This is a genomic window from Mycobacterium sp. UM_11 (assembly GCF_001414075.1).
Classification (GTDB): domain Bacteria; phylum Actinomycetota; class Actinomycetes; order Mycobacteriales; family Mycobacteriaceae; genus Mycobacterium.
The window spans coordinates 25,593-47,154 of sequence record NZ_LATC01000008.1; the positions used below are offsets into that span (position 1 = coordinate 25,593).

20 protein-coding genes are annotated in these 21,562 nt (G+C 68.5%); 12 read left to right on the forward strand and 8 right to left on the reverse strand.

The annotated features are described in order from the left end of the window. Positions 1 to 69 precede the first annotated feature (69 nt). From WU80_RS03685 to WU80_RS03695, 3 genes are read right to left on the reverse strand one after another with little or no spacing between them, the layout of a single operon-like run. Positions 70 to 453, reverse strand: coding sequence for an SRPBCC domain-containing protein (locus tag WU80_RS03685; RefSeq protein WP_055401318.1), 384 nt, complete (start codon positions 451 to 453; stop codon positions 70 to 72). Next, a complete protein-coding gene (locus WU80_RS03690) occupies positions 450 to 3,308 on the reverse strand; it encodes an MMPL family RND transporter (protein WP_197281163.1) in 2,859 nt (952 codons plus the stop codon). The genes WU80_RS03685 and WU80_RS03690 overlap by 4 nt, the downstream gene beginning before the upstream one ends. After that, positions 3,287 to 3,715: an MmpS family transport accessory protein gene (locus WU80_RS03695; protein WP_055401323.1), complete on the reverse strand. Its 429-nt coding sequence runs from the start codon at positions 3,713 to 3,715 to the stop codon at positions 3,287 to 3,289. Before WU80_RS03695 ends, WU80_RS03690 begins: the two co-directional genes overlap by 22 nt. Positions 3,716 to 3,919: 204 nt before the next feature. Between WU80_RS03695 and WU80_RS03700 the strand changes: the two genes are divergently transcribed. The 3 genes from WU80_RS03700 to WU80_RS03710 are packed head-to-tail and all read left to right on the forward strand — an operon-like array spanning position 3,920 to position 6,140. Beyond that, entirely contained in the window at positions 3,920 to 4,723 is an 804-nt protein-coding gene (locus WU80_RS03700) for an SDR family oxidoreductase (RefSeq protein ID WP_067820437.1), read from the forward strand. A gap of 1 nt (position 4,724) precedes the next feature. After that, a complete protein-coding gene (locus WU80_RS03705; RefSeq protein ID WP_055401327.1) occupies positions 4,725 to 5,561 on the forward strand; it encodes an SDR family oxidoreductase in 837 nt (278 codons plus the stop codon). Between the two features lie 12 nt (positions 5,562 to 5,573). Beyond that, on the forward strand, positions 5,574 to 6,140 hold the full coding sequence (locus tag WU80_RS03710; protein WP_055401329.1) for a TetR/AcrR family transcriptional regulator: 567 nt from the start codon (positions 5,574 to 5,576) through the stop codon (positions 6,138 to 6,140). 10 nt (positions 6,141 to 6,150) lie between these two features. Here the strand turns inward: WU80_RS03710 and WU80_RS03715 are convergent, their stop codons facing one another. Continuing rightward, positions 6,151 to 7,347: an acyl-CoA dehydrogenase family protein gene (locus WU80_RS03715; protein ID WP_197281155.1), complete on the reverse strand. Its 1,197-nt coding sequence runs from the start codon at positions 7,345 to 7,347 to the stop codon at positions 6,151 to 6,153. A gap of 59 nt (positions 7,348 to 7,406) precedes the next feature. Here WU80_RS03715 and WU80_RS03720 point away from each other — a divergent pair, with 59 nt between their 5' ends. Continuing rightward, the gene (locus WU80_RS03720; RefSeq protein ID WP_055401334.1) at positions 7,407 to 8,060 is read left to right on the forward strand and encodes a TetR/AcrR family transcriptional regulator; all 654 of its coding nucleotides are present in this window, start codon (positions 7,407 to 7,409) and stop codon (positions 8,058 to 8,060) included. 3 nt (positions 8,061 to 8,063) lie between these two features. On the opposite strand, the gene WU80_RS03725 is transcribed toward WU80_RS03720, so the two are convergent. Then, complete coding sequence (locus WU80_RS03725) at positions 8,064 to 8,705, reverse strand: helix-turn-helix domain-containing protein (protein WP_055401388.1); 642 nt, start codon at positions 8,703 to 8,705, stop codon at positions 8,064 to 8,066. A 78-nt stretch (positions 8,706 to 8,783) separates the two neighbouring features. Between WU80_RS03725 and WU80_RS03730 the strand changes: the two genes are divergently transcribed. From WU80_RS03730 to WU80_RS03760, 7 genes are all read left to right on the forward strand, one after another. Then, on the forward strand, positions 8,784 to 10,298 hold the full coding sequence (locus WU80_RS03730; protein ID WP_055401336.1) for a DHA2 family efflux MFS transporter permease subunit: 1,515 nt from the start codon (positions 8,784 to 8,786) through the stop codon (positions 10,296 to 10,298). Further along, on the forward strand, positions 10,295 to 11,383 hold the full coding sequence (locus tag WU80_RS03735) for an NmrA family NAD(P)-binding protein (RefSeq protein WP_055401338.1): 1,089 nt from the start codon (positions 10,295 to 10,297) through the stop codon (positions 11,381 to 11,383). The genes WU80_RS03730 and WU80_RS03735 overlap by 4 nt, the downstream gene beginning before the upstream one ends. After that, positions 11,380 to 12,210, forward strand: coding sequence for a methyltransferase domain-containing protein (locus WU80_RS03740; protein WP_055401340.1), 831 nt, complete (start codon positions 11,380 to 11,382; stop codon positions 12,208 to 12,210). Before WU80_RS03735 ends, WU80_RS03740 begins: the two co-directional genes overlap by 4 nt. Then, positions 12,195 to 13,010, forward strand: coding sequence for a class I SAM-dependent methyltransferase (locus WU80_RS03745; protein WP_231633734.1), 816 nt, complete (start codon positions 12,195 to 12,197; stop codon positions 13,008 to 13,010). Before WU80_RS03740 ends, WU80_RS03745 begins: the two co-directional genes overlap by 16 nt. Positions 13,011 to 13,015: 5 nt before the next feature. Beyond that, positions 13,016 to 13,900, forward strand: coding sequence for an alpha/beta fold hydrolase (locus WU80_RS03750; protein ID WP_231633735.1), 885 nt, complete (start codon positions 13,016 to 13,018; stop codon positions 13,898 to 13,900). A 91-nt stretch (positions 13,901 to 13,991) separates the two neighbouring features. Continuing rightward, on the forward strand, positions 13,992 to 14,738 hold the full coding sequence (locus tag WU80_RS03755) for a beta-phosphoglucomutase family hydrolase (RefSeq protein WP_197281157.1): 747 nt from the start codon (positions 13,992 to 13,994) through the stop codon (positions 14,736 to 14,738). Then, positions 14,735 to 17,101: a glycoside hydrolase family 65 protein gene (locus WU80_RS03760; RefSeq protein ID WP_055401347.1), complete on the forward strand. Its 2,367-nt coding sequence runs from the start codon at positions 14,735 to 14,737 to the stop codon at positions 17,099 to 17,101. The genes WU80_RS03755 and WU80_RS03760 overlap by 4 nt, the downstream gene beginning before the upstream one ends. 3 nt (positions 17,102 to 17,104) lie before the next feature. Here WU80_RS03760 and WU80_RS03765 read toward each other — a convergent pair whose 3' ends face one another. Further along, on the reverse strand, positions 17,105 to 17,671 hold the full coding sequence (locus WU80_RS03765) for a TetR/AcrR family transcriptional regulator (protein WP_055401349.1): 567 nt from the start codon (positions 17,669 to 17,671) through the stop codon (positions 17,105 to 17,107). A 61-nt stretch (positions 17,672 to 17,732) separates the two neighbouring features. On the opposite strand from WU80_RS03765, the gene WU80_RS03770 reads away from it, so the two are divergent. Then, positions 17,733 to 18,632, forward strand: coding sequence for a TauD/TfdA family dioxygenase (locus tag WU80_RS03770; protein ID WP_055401392.1), 900 nt, complete (start codon positions 17,733 to 17,735; stop codon positions 18,630 to 18,632). Between the two features lie 6 nt (positions 18,633 to 18,638). Here WU80_RS03770 and WU80_RS03775 read toward each other — a convergent pair whose 3' ends face one another. After that, positions 18,639 to 20,384: a GMC oxidoreductase gene (locus WU80_RS03775; RefSeq protein WP_055401351.1), complete on the reverse strand. Its 1,746-nt coding sequence runs from the start codon at positions 20,382 to 20,384 to the stop codon at positions 18,639 to 18,641. 49 nt (positions 20,385 to 20,433) lie between these two features. Next, positions 20,434 to 21,561, reverse strand: a complete 1,128-nt coding sequence (locus WU80_RS03780; protein WP_055401353.1) for a GuaB3 family IMP dehydrogenase-related protein — start codon at positions 21,559 to 21,561, stop codon at positions 20,434 to 20,436. Position 21,562: the final 1 nt, after the last annotated feature.

Sequence of the window (21,562 nt, forward strand, 5' to 3'; positions counted from 1 at the left end):
CATCGACTTCAGCGGGTTCGGTCACGGCAGTGAGTCTAATAGTGGGCGCCAAACCCGCTGGCGGGCGCATCAGGGGGCTAAAGGTTCGATCCAGCTCCTGGTGTGGCTCAGCCGGGTACCTGCGGTTCCGTTGGTCTCGGGCATCAACTGGAATTCGACCGACATGGTCGGCAGGTGCGGGGCGTACTGCTCCCAGCACAACCGCCAGGGCGGTTCCAACGAGGTCACGCGGCACAGCGCGACGTCGTTGCGGCCGCCACCGTGACGAATCAGCCGAAACGACGTACCCACCTGGAGTCGTTCAACCTCAGCGGCGTGATCGACGGCGTCCCACGTGTCGTACCACTCCGCAATGCTCCTCACCGCGGTGATCAGGCCCCACACCTCGTCGGGCGGTGCGGCGAGGTAAATCGAGTCGGACAGCCTTTGGGCTTTGGGGCGATGGAAGATCATGTTCGCGGGCTTTCGGTGGGCGTCAGAATCGGAACGACTTCGGGCACTCGGGATCTCCGCGCCCGAGGCCGGACGCCTACCCGTCGCGGCCACCAGAACCAGCGTCCGAGCAGGGCGGCGATCGACGGCGTCATCAGTGACCGCACGACGAGCGTGTCGAACAGCAACCCGATGCCGACGGTGGTGCCAAACTGGCCGATTATTTGGAGATCGCTGAACACGAAGGACGACATGGTGAACGCGAACACCAGGCCGGCAGAGGTGACCACGGCCCCCGTTCCGCCCATGGCGCGGATGATGCCGGTTTTGATGCCGGCGCCCATTTCCTCTTTGAACCGCGAGACCAGGAGCAGGTTGTAGTCCGATCCCACGGCCAGCAAGATGATGACCGCCATCGCTATGACCAACCAGTGCAACGGAATACCGAGGATGTCTTGCCAGATGAGGACGGATAATCCAAACGATGCGCCCAGCGAGAGCACCACAGTCCCGATGATGACCAATGCGGCGATCACGCTTCCAGTGATGACCAGCATGATGATCAAGATCAGGCACGCGGCGGAGATCGCCGCGATCAACACGTCGTATTTGGCCGCGTCGCTCATGTCCTTGTACGTCGCCGCCGTCCCGCCCAGGTATATTCTGGCGTCTTCCAACGGGGTCCCCTTCAGGGCGTGGCGCGCAGCCTTCTTGATCGCGTCGACGTGCGAGATGCCTTGTGGCGTCGCGGGATCCCCGTCGTGGGTGACGATGAGCCGGGCGGCCTTCCCGTCGGGCGAGAGGAACATCGCCAGGCCGCGTTTGAAGTCGGGGTTATCGAACACCTCGGGCGGCAGGTAGAAGGAGTCGTCGTTCTTGGCGCTGTCGAACGCCTGTCCCATCGCGGAGGCGTTCTGCTGCGCGGCGTCCATCTGATCCAGCAGGCCCGCGAAGGTGCTGTACATCGTCAACGTCATCGTGCGCATGGTCGTCGTGGCGTCGATGATTGGCGGCAGGAGCGAGATTAGTTGCGGCATCAGGGCATCCAGCCGATCGGTATCGTTGACCAGGCCGCCAAGATCATCGGTGAGCTTGTCGACGCCGTCGAGCGCGTCGAAGGCCGATCGCAGCGCCCAGCAGACTCCGATGTCGAAGCAGTGCCGTTCCCAGTGCAAGTAGCCGCGCAGCGGCCGGAAGAAATCGTCGAAATCGGCGATGCGGTCGCGCACTTCGGTGGTGTCGGTAACGATCTGCTTGGTCTGGCCCGCTACGTCGTGTGTGGTTCCGGCGAGCTCGCGCATCAGCGTGAGCATGCGTTGCATGGTGTCGATGACACCGGTCATCTGATCCGCAATGGCCCGCATGTCCGCTATTCGGTCGTGCAGGTATTTCATGTTCTCGGTCAAGGTGGTGGCTTGCATGCTGATCTGGAAGGGAATGGAGGTGTGCGCGATCGGGGTGCCCAGCGGCCTGGTGATGGACTGGACCCGCGCGACACCATCGGCCCCGAAGACGCTTTTGGCCACCCGGTCCAGGACGAGCATGTCGGCGGGATTGCGCATATCGTGGTCGGTCTCGACGAGCAACAGGTCGGGATTGAGCCGCGCGGGCGAAAAATGCCGGTCGGCCGCGGCGTACCCGACATTGGATGGCGTGGTCCGGGGTAGGTAGTTGCGATCGTTGTAACTCGTCGTGAACGACGGCAGGGCCAACAGCCCGACCAACGCGGTCGCAAGGCTCGCCGCGAGTATCGGTCCCGGCCAGCGGACCACCGCGGTTCCCAGCCGTCGCCACCCCCGCGTCTTCATCTTGCGTTTGGGATCGAAAAGTCCGAAGCGACTGCCCAACGCGACGATCGCCGGACCCAACGTCAGGGCGCTCGCCACGATCGTGAGCATCCCGATCGCGCACGGCGCACCCAGCGTTTGGAAATAAGGCAACCGGGTGAAACTGAGGCAAAACATCGCGCCGGCGATGGTCAGCCCCGAGCCCAGGACCACGTGGGCGCTGCCGCGAAACATGGTGTAGTACGCGGCTTCTGCGTCCTGACCCGCCTGCCGGGCCTCCTGATATCGGCCAACGATGAAGATCGCGTAATCCGTGCCCGCGGCGATCGCGAGTATCGGGAGGATCTGCACCGCAAATGTCGATAGCCCCAGTAGGCCGTGACCGCCCAGGAAGGCGATCACGCCTTGCATTGCCGGCAGTTCGATGAAGACCATCAGAAGCGTCAGCACAACGGTGACCACAGAGCGATACACGATCAGCAACATCGCGACGATGACCGCGACCGTCACGCCCATCACCTTGCGGGCGCTCTTGTTACCGAATTCGAGCTGATCCGTGGTCACCGCTGCGGGGCCGGCGATGTAAGCCCTGACGCCGTCGGGCGCCTGGACGTTCGACACGATGCGCCGCACGGCGTCGACCGACTCGTTGGCCAGCGTCTCGCCTTGGCGGCCCACGAGGAAGACCTGAACGTAGGCGGCCCTGCCGTCGGCGCTCTGCGAGCCGGCCGCGGTGAGCGGATCGCCCCAGAAGTTCTGGATGTGCTCGACGTGCCGGTGGTCCTGCGCGAGCTTGCGGATCAGCTCGTCATAGAACCGATGCGCAGCATCACCCAGCGGGGCTTGGCCCTCGAGGACGACCATGACCGCGCTGTCGGAGTCGAATTCCTTGAACACCTCACCGACGCGCTTCATGGCCCGTATCGCCGGGGCATCGTCGGGGCTCATCGACACCGCGTGCGCCTCGCCGACCGCTTCCAGTTGCGGCACAGCGATATTGGTGACCGCGGCCAGCCCCAGCCAGAAAAGCAGGATGGGTACCGAAAGCCGGCGAACCGTGCGAGCGATCACGCGGACTTCACCAGGCAGAAAGTTTGGGGATGAATTCCCGCCACGGTTCGTTCGGCCCGAATGTCGCCGTTAACGGTGATCCGGCAACCGATGTTGTCGTCGTCGCCCTGCGCCACCACGTTGACGCTCACCGCGGGAGCGGTTGTGGCCACGCTGTAGGTCCACGGCAACCGGGTGCCGTCGACTCGTTGCGGCACGGCGTCGACGTCGAGGTAGTTGACGTCGGCCACGCTGCCAGCGGGGCCGAAGACCTCCAGCGTCACATGCTTGGGGTTGAAGGGTTTGATGTCATCGGCGCGGGCGCCGACGGCCGACGCGGTGGCCCGGGCACCGAAGGCACCGTGCAGCCGGTAGACGGCGAAACCCGCGACGACGACCAGGGCCAACACGACGAGCGGGATCCACGCACGTTTGACGATGGCCATCCTCCACCCCGCTCTTCCGACATAAGTTAGTTGCCCAACACATTAGGTCAACCGCCCCTCCAGCACAATAGCCGGATCGAACTGCGTATTTGCACCTCTCAAGCCAATCGCTTGCTTGATTGAGGTCGGCGATAGTAAGTTGTGTAACTAACGTGCTCATCCACGACGGCGCCGCGAACGGGCCACCAGAGAGGTCAAAACACCATGAGTATCAACACACATCGGTTCGGCCCCTGGGCGGTCGTGACTGGGGCGTCGTCAGGGATCGGGCGCGAATTCGCTCGCCAGCTCGCCACCGCGGGCATCAACGTGGTCCTCGTCTCGCGGCGCCTGACCGCGCTGGAGGAGCTTGGTGGCGCGCTGGCCCGGGAAAGCGGCGTCGACTTTCGCGCCGTCGGCGTCGACCTGTCCGACCCGGCGATGCTGACCCCAATCGCCAACGCCACCAACGACATCGACGTCGGCCTGCTGGTGTCGAACGCCGGCGCCGCCCTGCCCGGGCCGTTCCTAGACTCCGATCTTCAGGCGCAGCGGGCCATCCTGCGGCTCAACACCGCCGCGCACTTGGGCCTCACGCACCACTTCGGTGCACGGCTGGCGCGGCGCGGCCGTGGCGGCATCGTGCTGGTCTCCGCCCTGGGCGCGATACACGGCGTGCCGTACCTGGCGCACACCGCGGCGACCAAGGCGTACGTGGCCAGCCTCGGTGCCGGCCTGCACGGCGAGCTGGCCAAGCACGGGGTGCACGTCACGGTGCTGCACCCCGGGCCCACCCGCACGCCGGCGATCGCCCAACTCGGCCTCGACCCAGACAAACTGCCGATGCCGCCCATGGCCCCGGACGTTTGCGCCCGTGACGCACTGCGCGCGCTAGAGCGAAACCGGGCCCGTTGCATACCGGGCCGGCTCAACCGGGTGACCACCGCGCTAGTGCCCGCGACCGTCACCCGCTCGATGATGTCGCGCATGTTGGCGCGGCCCGCCGAGCTCAAAACGGCCGCCAATTAACATGGACAGGCCCATTTGTCTCGTCACCGGGGCCACCGATGGCATCGGCAAAGTCACCGCGACCGCGCTCGCCCGCGAGGGTTATGCCGTCGTGCTGGCCGCGCGCAGCGCGGCCAAGGCGGCGACCGTGACATCCGAAATCGTCGCGTCGACCGGCAACCGCGACGTCGACTACCTCACCGCGGATCTCGGGTCGCTTTCCCAACTGCGCGCGCTGGCCACGGCGTTCGCGGCGCGCTACCCGCGGCTGGACGTTCTGGTCAACAACGCCGGCGTCGTCATGCCGCAACGCGTGCTGACCGAGGACGGCTACGAGACGATGTTTCAGGTCAACTACCTCGCGCAGTTCTATCTCACCCAGTTGCTGCTCGACGCACTGGAGACGAGCCGGCAGGGCAGGGTCGTCAACCTGAGCTCGAGCGTGTACCGCGCCGGCAAGTTCGACCCGGACAACCTGCAAGGCGAGCGCCGGTTCTCCACCATCGGCGCGTACGCCTCGTCGAAGCTGTGCGTGCTGCTTTTCACCATCGAGCTGGCGCAGCGACTGGCGCCGACGCGCGTCACCGCGAACGCCGTGCACCCCGGGATCGTCAGGACGCCGATGATGCGTGAAGCGGAAGGGGTACTGCGCGCTATCTCTTTTGCGGCGCTGCCGTTTTCGCGGTCAGCGGACCGGGGTGCGGCCACGTCGGTGTTTCTCGCCGGCTCCCCCGCCGCGTCGCGGGTCTCCGGTCAGTACTTCACGAATGCCCGGCCGAAGAAGGTCAGGACCGCGTACAACACCCCGGAGTACCGCGACCACCTGTGGAACCTGAGCATGGACGCATGCCGTCTATAGTCCGTGAGTGATATGGCTGACTCAACCGGCAAGCGGGAGCGATTGATCGCCGCCGCGTGCGACCTGTTCTATCGCCAGGGCATAGCGGGCACCACACTGGCGCACATCGCCGAGGCCGCGCAGGTGCCCCTGGGCAACGTGTACTACTACTTCAAGACCAAAGACGACATCGTTGCCGCGGTAGCCGAGGCGCGCACCGAGGAGGTCCGATCCGCAACCGCCGCCCTGCAGCGCCGGCACGGCAGCCCCAAGGCGCGGCTCAAGGCACTCGTGGCGATGCTGGCGGAGTCGCGCCACACGATCGCCGACCACGGATGCCCGCTCGGAACACTGTGCACCGAACTCGCGAACCAGCCAGGCCGATCGCCCGACCTGACCGCTCCCATCATGCAGACGCTGCTGGACTGGGCCGAGCAGCAGTTCCACGCCATGGGCCGCCGCGACGCCCGCGAGCTGGCCCTCGAACTCGTCATCGCTTACGAGGGCAGTGCCGTTCTGACCAACGCCCTGGGGCAGCCCGAAGTGATGGCCCAACAAGCCCGCCGCCTCGAGAAGTGGATAACTGCACTGCAGGTGTGACGCGGCGCCGTCACATCAGGTGTGTCGGTTGCGCGATGCCGAAGCGGGTGCCGGCGTAGCGCTTCAACGCCGCCGGACTGAAGTACACGTGCTGGCCGACCGTGTGCAGGTCCCGGAAGCATCGTTGCAGCGGGTGGTTCGCGTGCACCGCGCCGGCGCCGGTCAGGTGAAACGCCGTATCCACCGCGTGACGCGCCGCGCGCATCGCCTGTTGGGCGGCGAGCTGGAAGCCGGCGCGCTGCCCAAGCGTCGGCGGGTCGCCGGCGCACGCGCTTTCCCACAGGGCGGCGGCCTCGTCCAGAACGAAGGCCCGCGCCGCCCTCAAACCGGCTTCGGCACCGGCGAATTCGACCTGTGCGGCGGAATCCTGGGCGAGCGGCTCGAACGTGCCGGCACGCGTCTTCGTCGCCGCCAGCTCGGTGAATTCGTCCAGCGCGCGACGCGCGATCCCGAGCGGGACGCCCACGATCGCGACCCCGACGAGCGTGAAGAACGCCAGCCTCCACAACGGGCCGTCCTGGCGGGCCGGAGAGAAGAACGGGCTGATGGTGTGTTCCTCGTCGACCCGCAGGCCCCGGCCGACCAGGTCGTTGCTGCCGGTGGCGCGCAGCCCCAAAACGTCCCAGTTGTCGACGATTTCGGCTTCGGCGCGGGGGAAGAACGCCAGGCGCCAGTCGGGGCCCTGGTCGGGGATCATTCGCGGCGTGTCGCCGTCGAAGACGAACATCCCGGCCAAAACCCATTCGGCATGGCGACAGCCGCTGGCGAACGGCCACCGGCCGTCGACGGCGAAGCGCCCACGCCCGTCCGGGACGGCGCGCCCGGTGGGGGCGAACACCGTGGCCGCCAGGAAATCGGCGTCCGGCCCAAACAGCGCCGTGGCGGCGGCGGGTTCGAGCCAGGCGGTGAATGCCGGGCCGCCGGCGCCGATGGCCGCGATCCAGCCCGTCGATCCGTCGGCGCGCGCCAGCTCCTCGATCATGTGGATGAATTCGGTTGGCGCCATTTCGAATCCGCCGAGCGAGCGCGGCTGTAGCGCCCGGAAGACACCGGCCGCACGCAGCCGCCCGACCAGATCGGGTGGCGTCGTCCCGAGCGCCTCCGCCTCGCCGGCGCGCCGGGTGATCTCGGGCGCCAGGGCACGCGCGACGTCCATGGGGTGGGCGCCTCCGGACAGGCCGACGGCGGGGCACGTTGCGGTGGTCATGTCATGCTCCTAATTCTGATACAGTAATCTGTAATAGATACAGGAGCATGTAACTAATTATGGGATCTGTCAAGGGCACGCCACCACGCCGCTACGACTCGACCCGCCGCCGCGAACAGGCGCAGCGCAACCGGGACGCGGTGCTTGCCGCCGCCCGGCGGCGATTTTTGGCCCAGGGCTACGCGACCACCACGATCGCCGAGATCGCGCGGGACGCCTCCGTGTCGGTCGAAACGGTGTACAAGGCCTTTGCGACCAAGGCGGGCGTGCTCAAGGCGCTGTTCGACGTCTCGGTGGCCGGCGACGACGAGCCGATCCCGATGGCCCAGCGCGACGTGATCCGCAACGTCATCGAGGCGACCGAGGCGGACCGCAAGCTACAGATCTACGCCGACCACCTGGCCGCCACCATGCCGCGCAGCGCTCCGGTGCAGCTGCTCGCGCGCGACGGCGCCGCGTCGTCACCCGACGCGCGCGAGGTCTGGCAGCAGATTCGGCAGGAAACTCTCAACGCCATGACGATGTTCGCGGCCGATCTGGCCCGCACGGGACGGCTGCGCGTCGGCTCGAAGCAAGCGCGCGACATCCTGTGGACGTATCACGCGCCGGAGCTCTACGAGCTCCTCGTGCTCGAACGGGGTTGGTCGGCCAAGCGATACGGCACGTTCATCGCCGACGCGCTCATCGGCGCGCTGCTCGAACCCGCGGATTGAGCGCTACAGCCCGAACGCCTGACGCACGCCGTCGACGGCCGCCGCATCGCCCGTCACCGCGATGCGCCGCGCCGCCGCCTTGCGCTTGGCCTCGCTCGCGCCGAGGCGGGCGGTCACCAGATCGGCCGCGGCGGCGGTGATCGTCGCCGACGGCTCACCACGCGCACCGGCCAGCCGCCCCTGCGTCACCGCGAAGTCGAAGCGCCGGCCGTCGATCTCGGCCCGGCACGTCGCCTCCAGCCCCGCGGCCTTGGCCGAGTCGAAGCCGAGCAGAATCCCGGCCAGAAACCCGTTGAGCGGAGAGACCGGCTCGCCCTCGACCGGGTCCAGCCGGTCCAGGCCGAACCACGCGACGCTACGCAGCACGGGCAGCACCCGCTGCCAGCCCACGTCGCTGAGCGTGTACACGGTCCGCCCGATCGGGGCGGGCAGATCGGCGCGGTCGACGAGCCCCGCGTCCTGCAGTTCCTTGAGCCGCTCGGCCAGCAGATTCGTTGCGATGCCTGGCAATTCGGCGCGCAGGTCACCGTAGCGGCGGGGGCCGCCGACCAGCTCGCGCAAGATCAGCAGCGTCCACCGCTCGCCCAGGACGTCGAGCCCGAGCGCGATCGGGCAGTTCTGGTTGTAGGTCCGGCGGGTCGCCACCACCCCACCCTAGCACTTCAGACACCTTTTTCAACTATTTGCTTGATTTCCTTGTCTACCCGCTTTAGGGTCTCGTCTATGCCCATCGCAAGCCGCGTCCGCAACCATCCGATAGCCGCGCTCGCCGTCATCTGCCTCGGTGTCTTCGTCATCAGCGTCGACGCCACCATCGTCAACGTCGCGCTGCCGACCCTGTCGCGCGAGCTCGGCGCCAACACCGCGCAGCTGCAATGGATCGTCGACGCCTACACCCTGGTGATGGCCGGCCTGCTGCTGTCGGCGGGCAGCCTGGCCGACCGATTCGGCAGGCTCGGCTGGCTGAACTCCGGGCTCGCGCTGTTCGCGGTCACCTCTGCCGTTGCGGCGCATACCGATTCGGCCGGCCAGCTGATCGCGGCGCGCGCCGCGATGGGGGTGGGCGCGGCGGTGATTTTTCCGACCACGCTCGGGTTGATCACCAACATCTTCACCGACCCGGTGGCGCGGGCCAAGGCGATCGGGCTGTGGGCGGCGATGGTCGGCGTCGGGGTGGCCGTCGGGCCGATCAGCGGCGGCTGGCTGCTCGAGCACTTCTGGTGGGGCTCGATCTTCATGGTGAACATCCCGATCGCCGTGCTGGCGATCGTCGGGGGCGTCCTGTTCGTGCCGACCTCCCGCGATCCCGCGGCGCCACGCGTGGACGTCGGCGGCCTGATCCTGTCCGCGGCCGGCATCACGGCGCTGGTCTACACGGTCATCGAGGCGCCCACCTGGGGATGGACCAACGGCCGGACCGCGGGCGGGTTCGCCCTGGCCACAGCGATCCTCGTGGTGTTTGCGCTCTGGGAGCGGCGGACCCCCCAGCCCATGCTGGACATCTCGGTCTTCGCCAACCGGCGGTTCTCCGGCGGCAGCCTGGCGGTGACGGCCGGCTTCCTGACTCTGTTCGGCTTCATCTTCGTCATCACCCAGTACTTCCAATTCATCAAGGACTACACCGCTTTTCAGAGCGGGGTGCGGCTGCTGCCGGTCGCCGCATCCATCGCACTGGCCAGCATCGCGAGCCCACGGCTGGTCGAGCGGGTCGGCACCACCGCCGTCGTCGCCGCCGGGCTGACCGTGTTCGCCGCCGGGCTGGCGTGGGCCTCCACGGCCGACGCCGCCACGCCGTACACCCAGATCGCCACCCAGATGCTGCTCCTCGGCGGTGGCCTCGGCCTGACGGTCTCGCCGGCCACCGAGGCCATCATGGGGTCGCTGTCCGCCGACAAGGCCGGGGTCGGCTCGGCCGTCAACGACACCACGCGCGAGCTCGGGGGCACGCTCGGTGTCGCGATCGCCGGCAGCATCTTCGCCTCGGTCTACTCGGGACACCTCGCCGCGTCGGCGTTGACCGGGCTACCCGCCGAGGCCATGCGGCAGTCGATGGCGCTGGCGCACAGTGTGATCGCGCAGCTGCCCGCGCAACGGGCCGTCGGCGTCCGCGCCGCGGTCGATCGCGCGTTCCTGGACGGCTTGCAGGTGAGCTCGCTGGTGTGTGCGGGCATCGCGCTGGGCGCGGCCATCGTCGTCGGCTGGTTATTGCCGGCGCGTCAGGAAAGGGAGATTCGATGAATAGTCGGGTATTGGTAACCGGTGCCACGGGCAAGGTCGGCGGTGCCGTCGCCACCCAGCTGCTTGAAAAGGGCGTCCCAACGAGGGCGATGGTGCATCGCGACGACGCCCGCAGCGCGCGGCTGCGCCAGCTGGGCGCCGAGGTCGTGGTCGCGGATATGTTTGACATCAACCAGGTTTCGTCCGCGATGGACGGCGTCGGCCGGCTGTATTTCAACCCTCCCTATCACCCTCACGCGCTGGACAGCGCGGTCGCGTTCGCGGTCGCCGCCCGGCGCGCCGGCGTGGAAGCGGTGGTGGCACTTGGGCAATGGCTGGCCAGCCCCGAGCATCCCTCCCTGATGACCCGGCAGGCCTGGCTCACCGACAAGCTGTTCGAGCTCCTGCCGGACACCGCGCACGTGGCCGTCGACCCGGGCTACTTCGCCGACAACTACCTGCAGCTGATCGGTATGGCCGCCCAGCTGGGAGTGTTGCCGACGCCGACCGGGGGCCGCCGAAACGCCCCACCCTCCAACGAGGACATCGCCCGGGTCGCCGTTGGCGCGCTGCTCGACCCCCACCGCCACGACGGCCGCGCCTACCGCCCGACCGGACCGGCATTGCTGTCCGGCGCGGAGATCGCCGATGCCGTCGGGGAGGCGCTGGGCCGGCGCGTGCGCCACATCGACATCCCCCCGTGGATCTTCATGCGGGCGGTGCGCGTCAGCGCGAAGCGCCTCGGGGTCGACCTGTTCTTCCAGTCCGGCCTGCGCCACTACCTTCCGGAGTACGCGCTGGGAACGTGGGAGGTGGGCGGCCCGACGACGCATGTCCGCGACGTCGCGGGCGTCGAGCCCGAAGACTTCCTGACGATAGCGCGCCGCTACGCCACCGGTCCCGAAACACGCCGCACCCCAGCGAATTTCATCCATCAGCTGGGCATCTTCCTGTTGACCGGGCTGGTGCCGATGCGCCGGCTGGACAGGTTCGACCGGCTCCAACAACATCCACGCCCTGCACATCCCACATTCTCGGGCGAGTCCGTGGGGTGGCGACAAGAACACATAGCGACATTCGAACCGGAAAGGGCGATAGCACGATGAACACCACACCGGCTGCCAGCGGCAGCACCTATGTCCTCGGCCATGCCGACGTTGAGGTACGGCGGCTGCTCCTGCAGGGGCGGCTTTACAACGACTACACCGAGCACGCGCTGCGGCTCGCGGGCCTGCGCCCGGGCATGCGGGTGCTCGACATCGGCAGCGGCCCCGGCGACGTGTCGTTCATCGCCGCCCGGCTGGTCGGTCCGACCGGCAGCGTGCTCGGGGTGGACGCCGCACCCGACATGGTGGAGCTGGCCCGCGCCCGCGCCGCCGAACAAGGCATCGGCACAGCGCGTTTCACCCAATCCGCGATCGACGCGATCACGCCCGACGAGCCGGTGGACGCGGTGATCGGCCGGCTGATCCTCATGCACCTGCCCGACCCGGCCGACACGCTGCGGCGCCTGAGTCAGTTCGTGCGGCCCGGCGGCGTCATCGCGTTCTCCGAGAACGACATTCAATCGGCGCGCAGCGACCCGGACACGCCGCTGTTCGGTCAGGTGATAGCGGGGATCGTGCGGGCCTTCGAGGCCATGGGCCTGTCCGCGCGGTTCGGCACCACGCTGCACACGATATTCGCCGACGCCGGCCTGGGTTCGCCGGAGCTGACCGTCGGCGCCCCGATCGGCACGGCCGCCCGCACCGACATCCTGGCCTACGGCGCGGAAGTCTGGCGGCTGGTCTCCCCCATCGCGCAACAGGGCGGCTTCGCCATCGACGAGGTCGCCGACATCGACGAGTTCGTGCCGCGTTTCCGCGAGGAGGTGCTCGCGGCCAATGCCCTCATCACGATGCCGCCCATCATCACGGCATGGGTGCGCAAATGAGCAACGTCATCCAAGAGCAATACTCAACCGGCCTGTCGCGGAACAACATCGAGCGCGCGCTGGTCGTTGCCGGCAAGGACCTCGACCGCCTCGAACCCGCCGACCTGGCGCTGCTGGAGGACTTCCACACCATGGGCCGCATCGCCACCGCCCAACTGGTGGACCTGGTCGAGATCGGCGCTGAAAGCGAAGTGCTCGACGCCGGCAGCGGGGTCGGGGGTACCGCCCGCTACGTCGCCGCGCGCTACGGCTGCGCGGTCACCGCCGTCGATCTCACCGACGAATACTGCGACACGCACCGCTGGCTCAATCGCCTTGTCGGCCTGGATGACCGGATATCCGTCCACCGAGCCGACGTGACCGACCTGCCGTTCCCCGACGGGACGTTCGACGTGGTCCTGAGCCAGCACGTCCAGATGAACGTCGCGGACAAGGCGCGCCTCTACTCCGAAGCGCGCCGCGTCCTCAAGGCCGGCGGGCGGCTCGCCCTGTGGGACATCACGACGGGAGATCGCGGCCCGCTCGACTATCCGCTGCCGTGGGCCGACAACCCCGGGCGCAGCCACCTGGTCACCCCCGATCAGTTGCGCGCCGCCGTCGAGTCCGCGGGTTTCACCGTCGCGCACTGGAACGACCGCACCGACGAGGCAGTCGCGCTGATGCGGGCCCTGCTGGCACAGCCCGCCAGCCCGCTGGGGCTGCACGCCTTCGTCGCCGACTTCGACACCAAAGTCCACCACCTCACCCAAGCGCTGGCCGACGGACGGCTGCGCGCCATCCAGGCCGTGTGCGAAAGTTGAAAGACTTGTCCCCCAACGAGATTGCCGACCGGCGCTACGCGATGACGTGGAGCGGTGGTCGCGGCGAGGTGAAGTTTCTACGTCGCCGCGACGGATCGCGGTTGCGTTACTTCACGACGGGCACGGGGCCGCCGCTGGTTTTGCTGCACACCGTGCGGACGCAGCTCGACTACTTCCAGCGGGTGTTGCCCGAGCTGTGGGACGAATTCACGGTTTACGCGCTGGATCTGCCCGGGATGGGATGGTCGGACATCGTGCCGGGCGCGCGCTACGACCAACCGGAACTGTGCGGCGCCGTCGTCGAATTCGTCGAAGCCCTCGACCTGCGCGACGTCACGCTGGCCGGTGAATCGATGGGCGCCGCGATCGCGCTGCTGGCGTCGATGGACCTGACCGGCCGGGTGCGCAACGTGGTGGCCTTCAATCCCTACGACTACCCGGGCGGCCTGGAGCGCGGCAACTGGTTCGCCCGCCTGATCGGGACGGCCGTCCGCCTGCCCGGCACCGGACCGGTTTTCGCCCGGCTGGAAAACCGCCCGATCCTCGCCGGTGTGCTGGCCGGCGGCTTCGCCGACCGCCACGCGCTGCCCGGCGGGTTCCTCGCCGAGCTGCGCCGCAGCGGACGCCGCCGCGGCTACCCCCGGGTCAACCGGGCCATCATGCGCAGCCTCGCCGGGTTCGTCGCCGCGCGAAGCCGCTACGCGCGGGTGAGCGTGCCCGTCACGCTCGTCTACAGCGAGCGCGACTGGTCGCGCGCGGCGGAGCGCGAGCACGTCGCCGCCCGGCTGACCGCGGACGCCGTCACCGTGCCGGGCGTCGGCCATTTCTCGGCCCTCGAAAGCCCGAGGGAAATGGTCCGCCTCATCCGGGAAAGCCGTCGGCGCACATAACAGGCGCCCAAGGTGGCGCGCGGATTGCTCGGCATGGTGGAGTGGGTATCGCTTACCTAGTCCGTCAGACACTAGAGAGCGAGGTCCGCCGGTGCATTCTTTGGGTCTGCCCGAGAAAGTGCATGCCTGTCTGTTCGACCTCGACGGGGTGCTGACCGATACCGCCAGCGTCCATACCAAGGCCTGGAAGACCATGTTCGACGACTTCCTGTCCGAACGGGCCAAGCGCACCGGGGAGGAGTTCGTTCCCTTCGACGCGGCCGCCGACTACCGCAAATACGTGGACGGCAAGAAGCGCGAGGATGGCGTCCGCTCGTTCCTGCAGAGCCGCGGCATCGATCTGCCCGACGGCAGTCCCGACGACCCGGACGACGCCGACACCGTGTACGGGCTCGGCAACCGCAAGAACGACGCGTTCCAGAAGGTGCTGCGCAAGGACGGCGTCGAGGTGTTCGAGGGGTCGCGGCGTTACCTGGAGGCGGTCTCGGAGGCGGGCCTGGGCGTCGCGGTGGTGTCCTCGAGCGCCAACACCCGCGACGTCCTGGAGATCACCGGTCTGGACCGGTTCATCCAGCAGCGGGTGGACGGCGTCACGCTGCGCGACGAGCACATCGCCGGCAAGCCGGCCCCCGACTCCTACCTGCGGGGCGCCGAGTTGCTCGGCGTCGGCGCCGACGAAGCGGCCGTTTTCGAGGACGCCATCTCGGGCGTGCAGGCCGGCCATGCCGGTAATTTCGGCTACGTGGTGGGCGTCGACCGGGTGGGGCAGGCCGACGATCTGCGGCGCAACGGCGCCGACGTGGTGGTCACCGACCTCGCCGAGTTGCTGCAGTCATGATCACCGACGAAGCCTTCCCCGTCGATCCATGGCTGGTCAGCGAAACCAAGCTCGACCTGAACCTGTTGGCCCAGTCCGAATCGCTGTTCACCTTGTCCAACGGGCACATCGGGCTGCGCGGCAATCTGGACGAGGGTGAGCCCTACGGCCTGCCCGGCACCTACCTGAACTCCTTCTACGAAATCCGGCCGCTGCCCTACGCCGAGGCCGGATACGGCTACCCCGAGGCCGGCCAGACAATCGTCGACGTCACCAACGGCAAGATCATCCGCCTGCTGGTCGAGGACGAGCCGTTCGACGTCCGCTACGGCGAATTGCTCTCGCACGAACGGGTTCTCGACCTGCGCGCGGGGACGATGGCCCGCCACGCGCATTGGCGCTCGCCCGCGGGCAAGGAAATCAAGCTGGTGTCCACCCGGCTGGTGTCGCTGGCGCAACGCGGCGTGGCCGCCATCGAATACGTCGTGGAAGCGGTCGGCGATTTCGTCCGGGTGACGGTGCAGTCCGAACTGGTCACCAACGAGGACCAGCCCCAGACGTCGGGCGACCCGCGGGTGGCGGCCATCCTGGAAAGCCCCCTGGTGGCCGTCGACCACGAAAACACCGACACCGGGGCGCTTCTCATGCACCGCACCCGCAGCAGCGCCCTGATGATGTCCGCCGCGATGGATCACGAGATCGACGTTCCCGGTCGCGTCGAGTACAGCACCGACGCGCGCGAAGACCTGGCGCGAACCACCGTGATCTGCGGGCTGCGCGCCGGGCAGAAGCTGCGCATCGTCAAGTACCTCGCGTATGGCTGGTCGAGCATGCGCTCGCGCCCCGCGCTGCGCGACCAGGCCGCCGCCGCCATCCACAGCGCCCGCTACAGCGGGTGGCAGGGGCTGGTGGACGCGCAGCGCAAGTACCTGGACGAGTTCTGGGACTGCGCGGACGTCGAGGTCGAGGGCGATCCCGAGTCCCAGCAGGCCGTGCGGTTCGGGCTGTTTCACCTGTTGCAGGCCAGCGCGCGCGCCGAGCGCCGGGCGATCTCGGCCAAGGGACTCACCGGGACCGGCTATGACGGCCACGCCTTCTGGGACACCGAGGGTTACGTGTTGCCGGTGCTCACCTACACCGCGCCGCACGCGGTGGCCGACGCGCTGAAGTGGCGGGCGTCGACGCTGGACCTCGCCAAGGAGCGGGCCGCCGAACTCGGCCTCGAAGGCGCCGCCTTCCCCTGGCGCACCATCCGCGGGCAGGAGTGCTCGGCGTATTGGCCGGCCGGCACCGCGGCCTGGCACATCAACGCCGACATCGCCATGGCGTTCGAGCGATACCGCATCGTCACCGGCGACGAGGAATTGGAAAAGCATTGCGGCCTAGGGGTTCTCGTCGAAACCGCCCGGCTCTGGGTCACCCTCGGCCACCACGACCGGCATGGCGTCTGGCACCTCGACGGGGTCACCGGCCCCGACGAGTACACCGCGATCGTGCGCGACAACGTCTTCACCAACCTGATGGCCGCGCACAACCTGCGGACCGCCGCCGAGGCCTGCAACCGCCACCCCGAGGTGGCGGAGGCGCTGGGCGTCACCACCGAGGAGACGGCTTCCTGGCGCGACGCGGCCGACGCCGCCAACATCCCCTACGACGCCGGCCTGGGGGTGCATCAGCAGTGCGAGGGCTTCACCACGCTCGCGGAATGGAATTTCCAGGAGAACCACTCCTATCCGTTGCTGTTGCACGACCCCTACGTGCGGCTCTACCCCGCGCAGGTGATCAAGCAGGCCGACCTGGTGCTGGCGATGCAGTGGCGCAGTCACGCGTTCACCCCGGAACAGAAGGCGCGCAACGTCGACTACTACGAGCGGCGCATGGTGCGCGATTCGTCGTTGTCCGCGTGCACCCAGGCGGTGATGTGCGCCGAGGTCGGACACCTGGAACTGGCGCACGACTACGCCTACGAGGCCGGGTTGATCGACCTGCGCGACCTGCACCACAACACCCGCGACGGCCTGCACATGGCCTCGCTCGCGGGCGCGTGGACGGCGTTGGTGGGCGGCTTCGGCGGCCTGCGCGACGACGAGGGCATCCTGGCGCTGGATCCCGCACTGCCCGACGGCATTTCGCGGCTGCGGTTTCGGCTTCGGTGGCGCGATTTCCGGGTGACCGTCGACGTCAACCATTCCGACGTCACGTACACGGTGCGCGACGGGCCGGGCGGCCAACTCACCATCCGGCACGCCGGCGAGGATGTCACCCTGAGCACCGACGCGCCCAAGACCTTCGCGGTGCGCGAACGCAAACCACTGCTGCCGCCCCCGCAGCAGCCGCCGGGCCGCGAGCCGCTGCACCGCCGGGCGCTGACCCGCAAGAAGTGAGCATCAGCCGGGGTTGAGCAGCCGCCCCGCCTCGGCGGTCGCCGCCATCCGTATCTCGGCGTCCGTCAGCTCGTCGATTCCGGTCGCCGCGCGCAGGATCGGCGCGAACAACCGCCAGCCGAATTGCAGCGCAAGCGCGTTGGCGACGGCGCGCCGCGCCTCGGCCTCGTCGTCGTGATGGGGCAACACCGAGTCGAGTAACGCCGCGATGGCGGGAAAGCGCGTCTGCAGCTGACCCGCCGGATACCCGTCGAGCAAGGCCCTGGCCATCACGCGCATCTGCCGGTCCAACGCCCGGTCCAGTTCGCCGGCGGGCGCCTCGTCGCTCAGCAGGGCGCCGACGTCGGCGCTGAGGTGATCCAGCACCGCGCCGATCAGTTGTTCCTTAGTACCGAAGTGGCGAAACAGCAGCCCGTGGTTGACGTTGGCTCGAGCGGCGATGTCGCGGATCGAGGTCGCCGCGGGTCCGCGCTGCGCGAACAGGTCGGTGGCGGCCGCCAGGATCGCGGCGGCGACCTCGGCCCGACCCGTTGGCATTTTCCCGGCGGCCCTTGCGGACGATGTAGTCATACGACTACAGTACTCTATGTAGTCAGATGACTACGCCCCTTTAACAGTAGGAATGATGAAAATGATCGGTCAGATAACCGTCACCAAGCTGGGCAGCCGCATCGGCGCCCGCGTCGACGGGGTGCGCCTCGGGGGCGACCTCGACGCGGCCGCGATCGAGAAGATCCAGCAGGCGCTGCTGGCCCACAAGGTGATCTTCTTCCGCCACCAGCACCAGCTCGACGACGAGCAGCAGCTGGCGTTCGCCGGGCTGTTGGGCACGCCCGTCGGCCACCCGGCCGCCGAGGCGCTCGCCGCCAAGCACGCGCCGGTGATCACCCCGATCAATTCCGAGTTCGGCAAGGCGAACCGCTGGCACACCGACGTCACGTTCGTCGCGAACTATCCCGCGGCCTCGATCCTGCGTGCCGTCACGCTGCCCCGCTACGGCGGGTCGACGCTGTGGGCCAACACCGCCGCGGCGTACGAGGACCTGCCCGAGCCGCTGGCCTGGCTCGTCGACGACCTGTGGGCGCTGCACAGCAACCGCTACGACTACGTGACCGCCGAAGCCGTGGGCATGACCGACGCGCAGCGGACGTTCCGGCAGGCCTTCGAGAAACCGGACTTCCGCACCGAGCATCCCGTGGTGCGGGTGCACCCGGAGACCGGCGAGCGCACGCTGCTGTTGGGAGATTTCGTGCGCGGGTTCGTCGGCCTGGACAACTACGAATCAACCGTGCTCTTCGACATGCTGCAGCGGCGAATCACTATGCCGGAGAACACCATTCGCTGGAACTGGGCGCCGGGTGACGTCGCCATCTGGGACAACCGGGCCACCCAGCACCGCGCCATCGACGACTACGACGACCAGCCGCGGCTGATGCACCGCGTGACCCTGATGGGCGACGTGCCCTTCAACGTGCACCGGCAACGCAGCCGGGTGGTCAGCGGCGCCCCGCTCGAGGCGATCGCGAGCTGACCGAAGCTAGCCGGCGTCGGCGGCGGAGCGCACCGGGGTGATCGGCAACCAGCGCAGCGCACCGGGCGCGGTTGCCGGCACCACGGGCTGCCTCGGTGCGATCGGGTCCAGCCGGCGGTACGCCTGGCCCTGCGGCGGGCGCTGATCGTCCTCGCCCTTGTTGGGCCACAACGAGGCGGCCCGTTCGGCCTGGGCGGTGATGGACAGCGACGGGTTGACGCCCAGGTTCGCCGAGATCGCGGCGCCGTCCACCACGAACATCGTGGGGTAGCCGTAGACCCGGTGGTAGGGGTCGATGACCCCGTTGTCGGGGGCGTCGCCGATCGCCGCGCCGCCGAGGAAGTGCGCGGTCAGCGGGATGTTGAACAGCTCGCCCCAGGTGCCGCCGGCCACGCCGTCGACCTTTTCGGCGATGCGCCGGGTCACCCTGTTCCCGACGGGGTTCCAGGCCGGGTTCGGGTCGCCGTGCCCCTGCTTGCTGGTGTACCAGCGGATGCCGAGCTTGCCGCGTTTGGTGTACGTGGTGATCGAGTTGTCCAGGTGCTGCATGACCAGGGCGATCAGGGTGCGCTCGCTCCATTGGTGGACGTTGAGCATCCGCATCATGCGGCGCGGGTCCTCGCGGGCCTGGTCCAGCAGTTGCTTCCAGCGCGGTACGTCGGTGCCCTCGGGACCGGTGCCGTCGGTCATCAGCGTCTGCAGCAGCCCCATCGCGTTGGAACCCTTGCCGTAGCGGCAGGGCTCGACGTGGGTGTCCGAGGTCGGATGGATCGACGACGTGATCGCCACGCCGTGGGTCAGGTCCAGGTTCGGGTCGACCTCGAGCTTGCCGGCGCCGACAATCGACTCGGAGTTGGTCCGGGTCAGCACGCCCAGCCGCTCGGAGAGCCGCGGCAGCTTGCCCTTGTCGCGCATCTTGAACAGCAGATGCTGGGTGCCCCAGGTGCCCGCGGCCAGGATCAGGTGCGTCGCGGTGTAGGTGCGCCGGTCCCTGCGCAGCCAGCTTCCGGTGCGCACGGTGCGCACCTCCCACACTCCGTCGGGACGCTGCTGGAATCCCTTGACGGTGGTCATCGGAATGACTTGTGCGCCAGCCGATTCGGCGAGGCCGAGGTAGTTCTTCAGCAGCGTGTTCTTGGCGCCGTACCGACAGCCCGTCATGCAGCAACCGCACTCGAGGCAGCCGGTGCGCTCCGGTCCCGCGCCGCCGAAGTATGGGTCGGGCACGGTCTTGCCGGGCGTCTTGGTGCCGTCCGGGCCGAAGAACACCCCCACCGGGGTGGGCACGAAGGTGTCGCCGCAGCCCATCTCGTCGGCGACTTCCTTCAGGACGCGGTCGGCGTCGGTGAAGGTCGGGTTGGTGACCACCCCGAGCATCCGTTTCGCCTGCTCGTAGTGCGGCATCAACTCGTCGCGCCAGTCGGTGATGTGCGACCACTGCCGGTCGGCGAAGAACGGCTCCGGCGGCACGTAGAGCGTGTTGGCGTAGTTCAGCGACCCGCCGCCCACGCCGGCGCCGGCCAGGATCAGCACGTTCTTCAAGGGATGAATCCGCTGAATGCCGTAGCAACCCAGCCTGGGCGCCCACAGAAACCTGCGCAGGTCCCAGGACGTCTCGGCGAAATCCTCGTCGGCGAAGCGCCGGCCGGCCTCCAATACGCCTACGCGGTAGCCCTTTTCGGTCAGCCGCAGCGCGCTGACGCTGCCGCCGAAACCCGAACCGATGATCAGAACGTCGTAATCCGGCCTCATCGCACCAGTATGGCCTTACCGCCGGGTAATAAACCAGCGGCCGCGAGCCTCAGCTACCGACGGTCAGCCCGACCTTCTGGAATTCCTTGAGGTCGCAGTAGCCGGCCTTGGCCATCGATCGGCGCAGGCCACCGACGAGGTTGAGGGAACCGAACGGGTCGTCGGACGGGCCGTTGAGCACCCGCTCCAAGGGCGGCCGCTCGCCGAGGGCGATCTGCAGCAACGCCCCGCGCGGAAGCGACGGGTGCGCCGCCGCGGCCGGCCAGAACCAACCCTCGCCCAGCGCCTCGGCGCATTCGGCCAGCGGCGTGCCGAGCATCACCGCGTCGGCGCCGCAGGCGATCGCCTTGGCCAGCTCGCCGGAGGTGTGGATGTCGCCGTCGGCCAGCACATGCACGTACCGGCCGCCGGTCTCGTCGAGGTATTCCCGCCGCGCCGCGGCGGCGTCGGCGATGGCGGTGGCCATCGGCACGCTGATGCCCAGCACCTCGTCGCTGGTGGTCACGCCCCGGGTGGAGCCGTAGCCGACGATGACGCCCGCGGCGCCGGTGCGCATCAGGTGCAGCGCGGTCCGGTGATCGAGCACGCCGCCCGCCACCACCGGGACGTCGAGCTCGGAGATGAAGGTCTTCAGGTTCAGCGGCTCGCCGTCGCTGGCCACGCGTTCCGCCGACACGATCGTGCCCTGGATGACCAGCAGGTCGATGCCGGCCTGCAACAGCACCGGGGTAAGCGCCTGGGCGTTCTGCGGGCTGACCCGCACCGCGGTGGTCACCCCGGCCTCCCGGATGCGCGCGACCGCCGACCCCAGCAGGTCCGGGTCCAGCGGCGCCGCGTGCAGCTCCTGCAGCAGCCGGATCGACGCCGACGGCTCGGGCTCCTTGCTGGCGGCCTCGACCAGCTGCGCGATCTTGGCCTCGACGTCGGCGTGCCGGCCTATCAGCCCCTCGCCGTTGAGCACGCCCAGCCCGCCCAGGCGGCCGAGCTCGATGGCGAACTCCGGGGAGACCAGGGCATCGGTCGGATGGGCGATCACCGGGATCTCGAAGCGGTAGGCGTCCAGTTGCCACGCGGTGGACACGTCCTGCGACGAGCGGGTGCGCCGCGACGGCACGATGCTGACTTCGCTCAGCTCATAGGTGCGACGGGCGTTGCGGCCCATGCCGATTTCGACCATG

Excerpts from the sequence above, each read along its gene's own strand:
- WU80_RS03700 (WP_067820437.1), top strand. The coding sequence starts at position 3,920 with ATGAGTATCAACACACATCGGTTCGGCCCCTGGGCGGTCGTGACTGGG.
- WU80_RS03730 (WP_055401336.1), top strand. The coding sequence starts at position 8,784 with ATGCCCATCGCAAGCCGCGTCCGCAACCATCCGATAGCCGCGCTCGCC.
- WU80_RS03740 (WP_055401340.1), top strand. The coding sequence starts at position 11,380 with ATGAACACCACACCGGCTGCCAGCGGCAGCACCTATGTCCTCGGCCAT.
- WU80_RS03685 (WP_055401318.1), bottom strand. The coding sequence starts at position 453 with ATGATCTTCCATCGCCCCAAAGCCCAAAGGCTGTCCGACTCGATTTAC.
- WU80_RS03770 (WP_055401392.1), top strand. The coding sequence starts at position 17,733 with ATGATCGGTCAGATAACCGTCACCAAGCTGGGCAGCCGCATCGGCGCC.
- WU80_RS03775 (WP_055401351.1), bottom strand. The coding sequence starts at position 20,384 with ATGAGGCCGGATTACGACGTTCTGATCATCGGTTCGGGTTTCGGCGGC.
- WU80_RS03760 (WP_055401347.1), top strand. The coding sequence starts at position 14,735 with ATGATCACCGACGAAGCCTTCCCCGTCGATCCATGGCTGGTCAGCGAA.
- WU80_RS03765 (WP_055401349.1), bottom strand. The coding sequence starts at position 17,671 with ATGACTACATCGTCCGCAAGGGCCGCCGGGAAAATGCCAACGGGTCGG.
- WU80_RS03745 (WP_231633734.1), top strand. The coding sequence starts at position 12,195 with ATGGGTGCGCAAATGAGCAACGTCATCCAAGAGCAATACTCAACCGGC.
- WU80_RS03695 (WP_055401323.1), bottom strand. The coding sequence starts at position 3,715 with ATGGCCATCGTCAAACGTGCGTGGATCCCGCTCGTCGTGTTGGCCCTG.
- WU80_RS03780 (WP_055401353.1), bottom strand. The coding sequence starts at position 21,561 with ATGGTCGAAATCGGCATGGGCCGCAACGCCCGTCGCACCTATGAGCTG.
- WU80_RS03710 (WP_055401329.1), top strand. The coding sequence starts at position 5,574 with ATGGCTGACTCAACCGGCAAGCGGGAGCGATTGATCGCCGCCGCGTGC.
- WU80_RS03705 (WP_055401327.1), top strand. The coding sequence starts at position 4,725 with ATGGACAGGCCCATTTGTCTCGTCACCGGGGCCACCGATGGCATCGGC.
- WU80_RS03715 (WP_197281155.1), bottom strand. The coding sequence starts at position 7,347 with ATGACCACCGCAACGTGCCCCGCCGTCGGCCTGTCCGGAGGCGCCCAC.
- WU80_RS03735 (WP_055401338.1), top strand. The coding sequence starts at position 10,295 with ATGAATAGTCGGGTATTGGTAACCGGTGCCACGGGCAAGGTCGGCGGT.
- WU80_RS03720 (WP_055401334.1), top strand. The coding sequence starts at position 7,407 with ATGGGATCTGTCAAGGGCACGCCACCACGCCGCTACGACTCGACCCGC.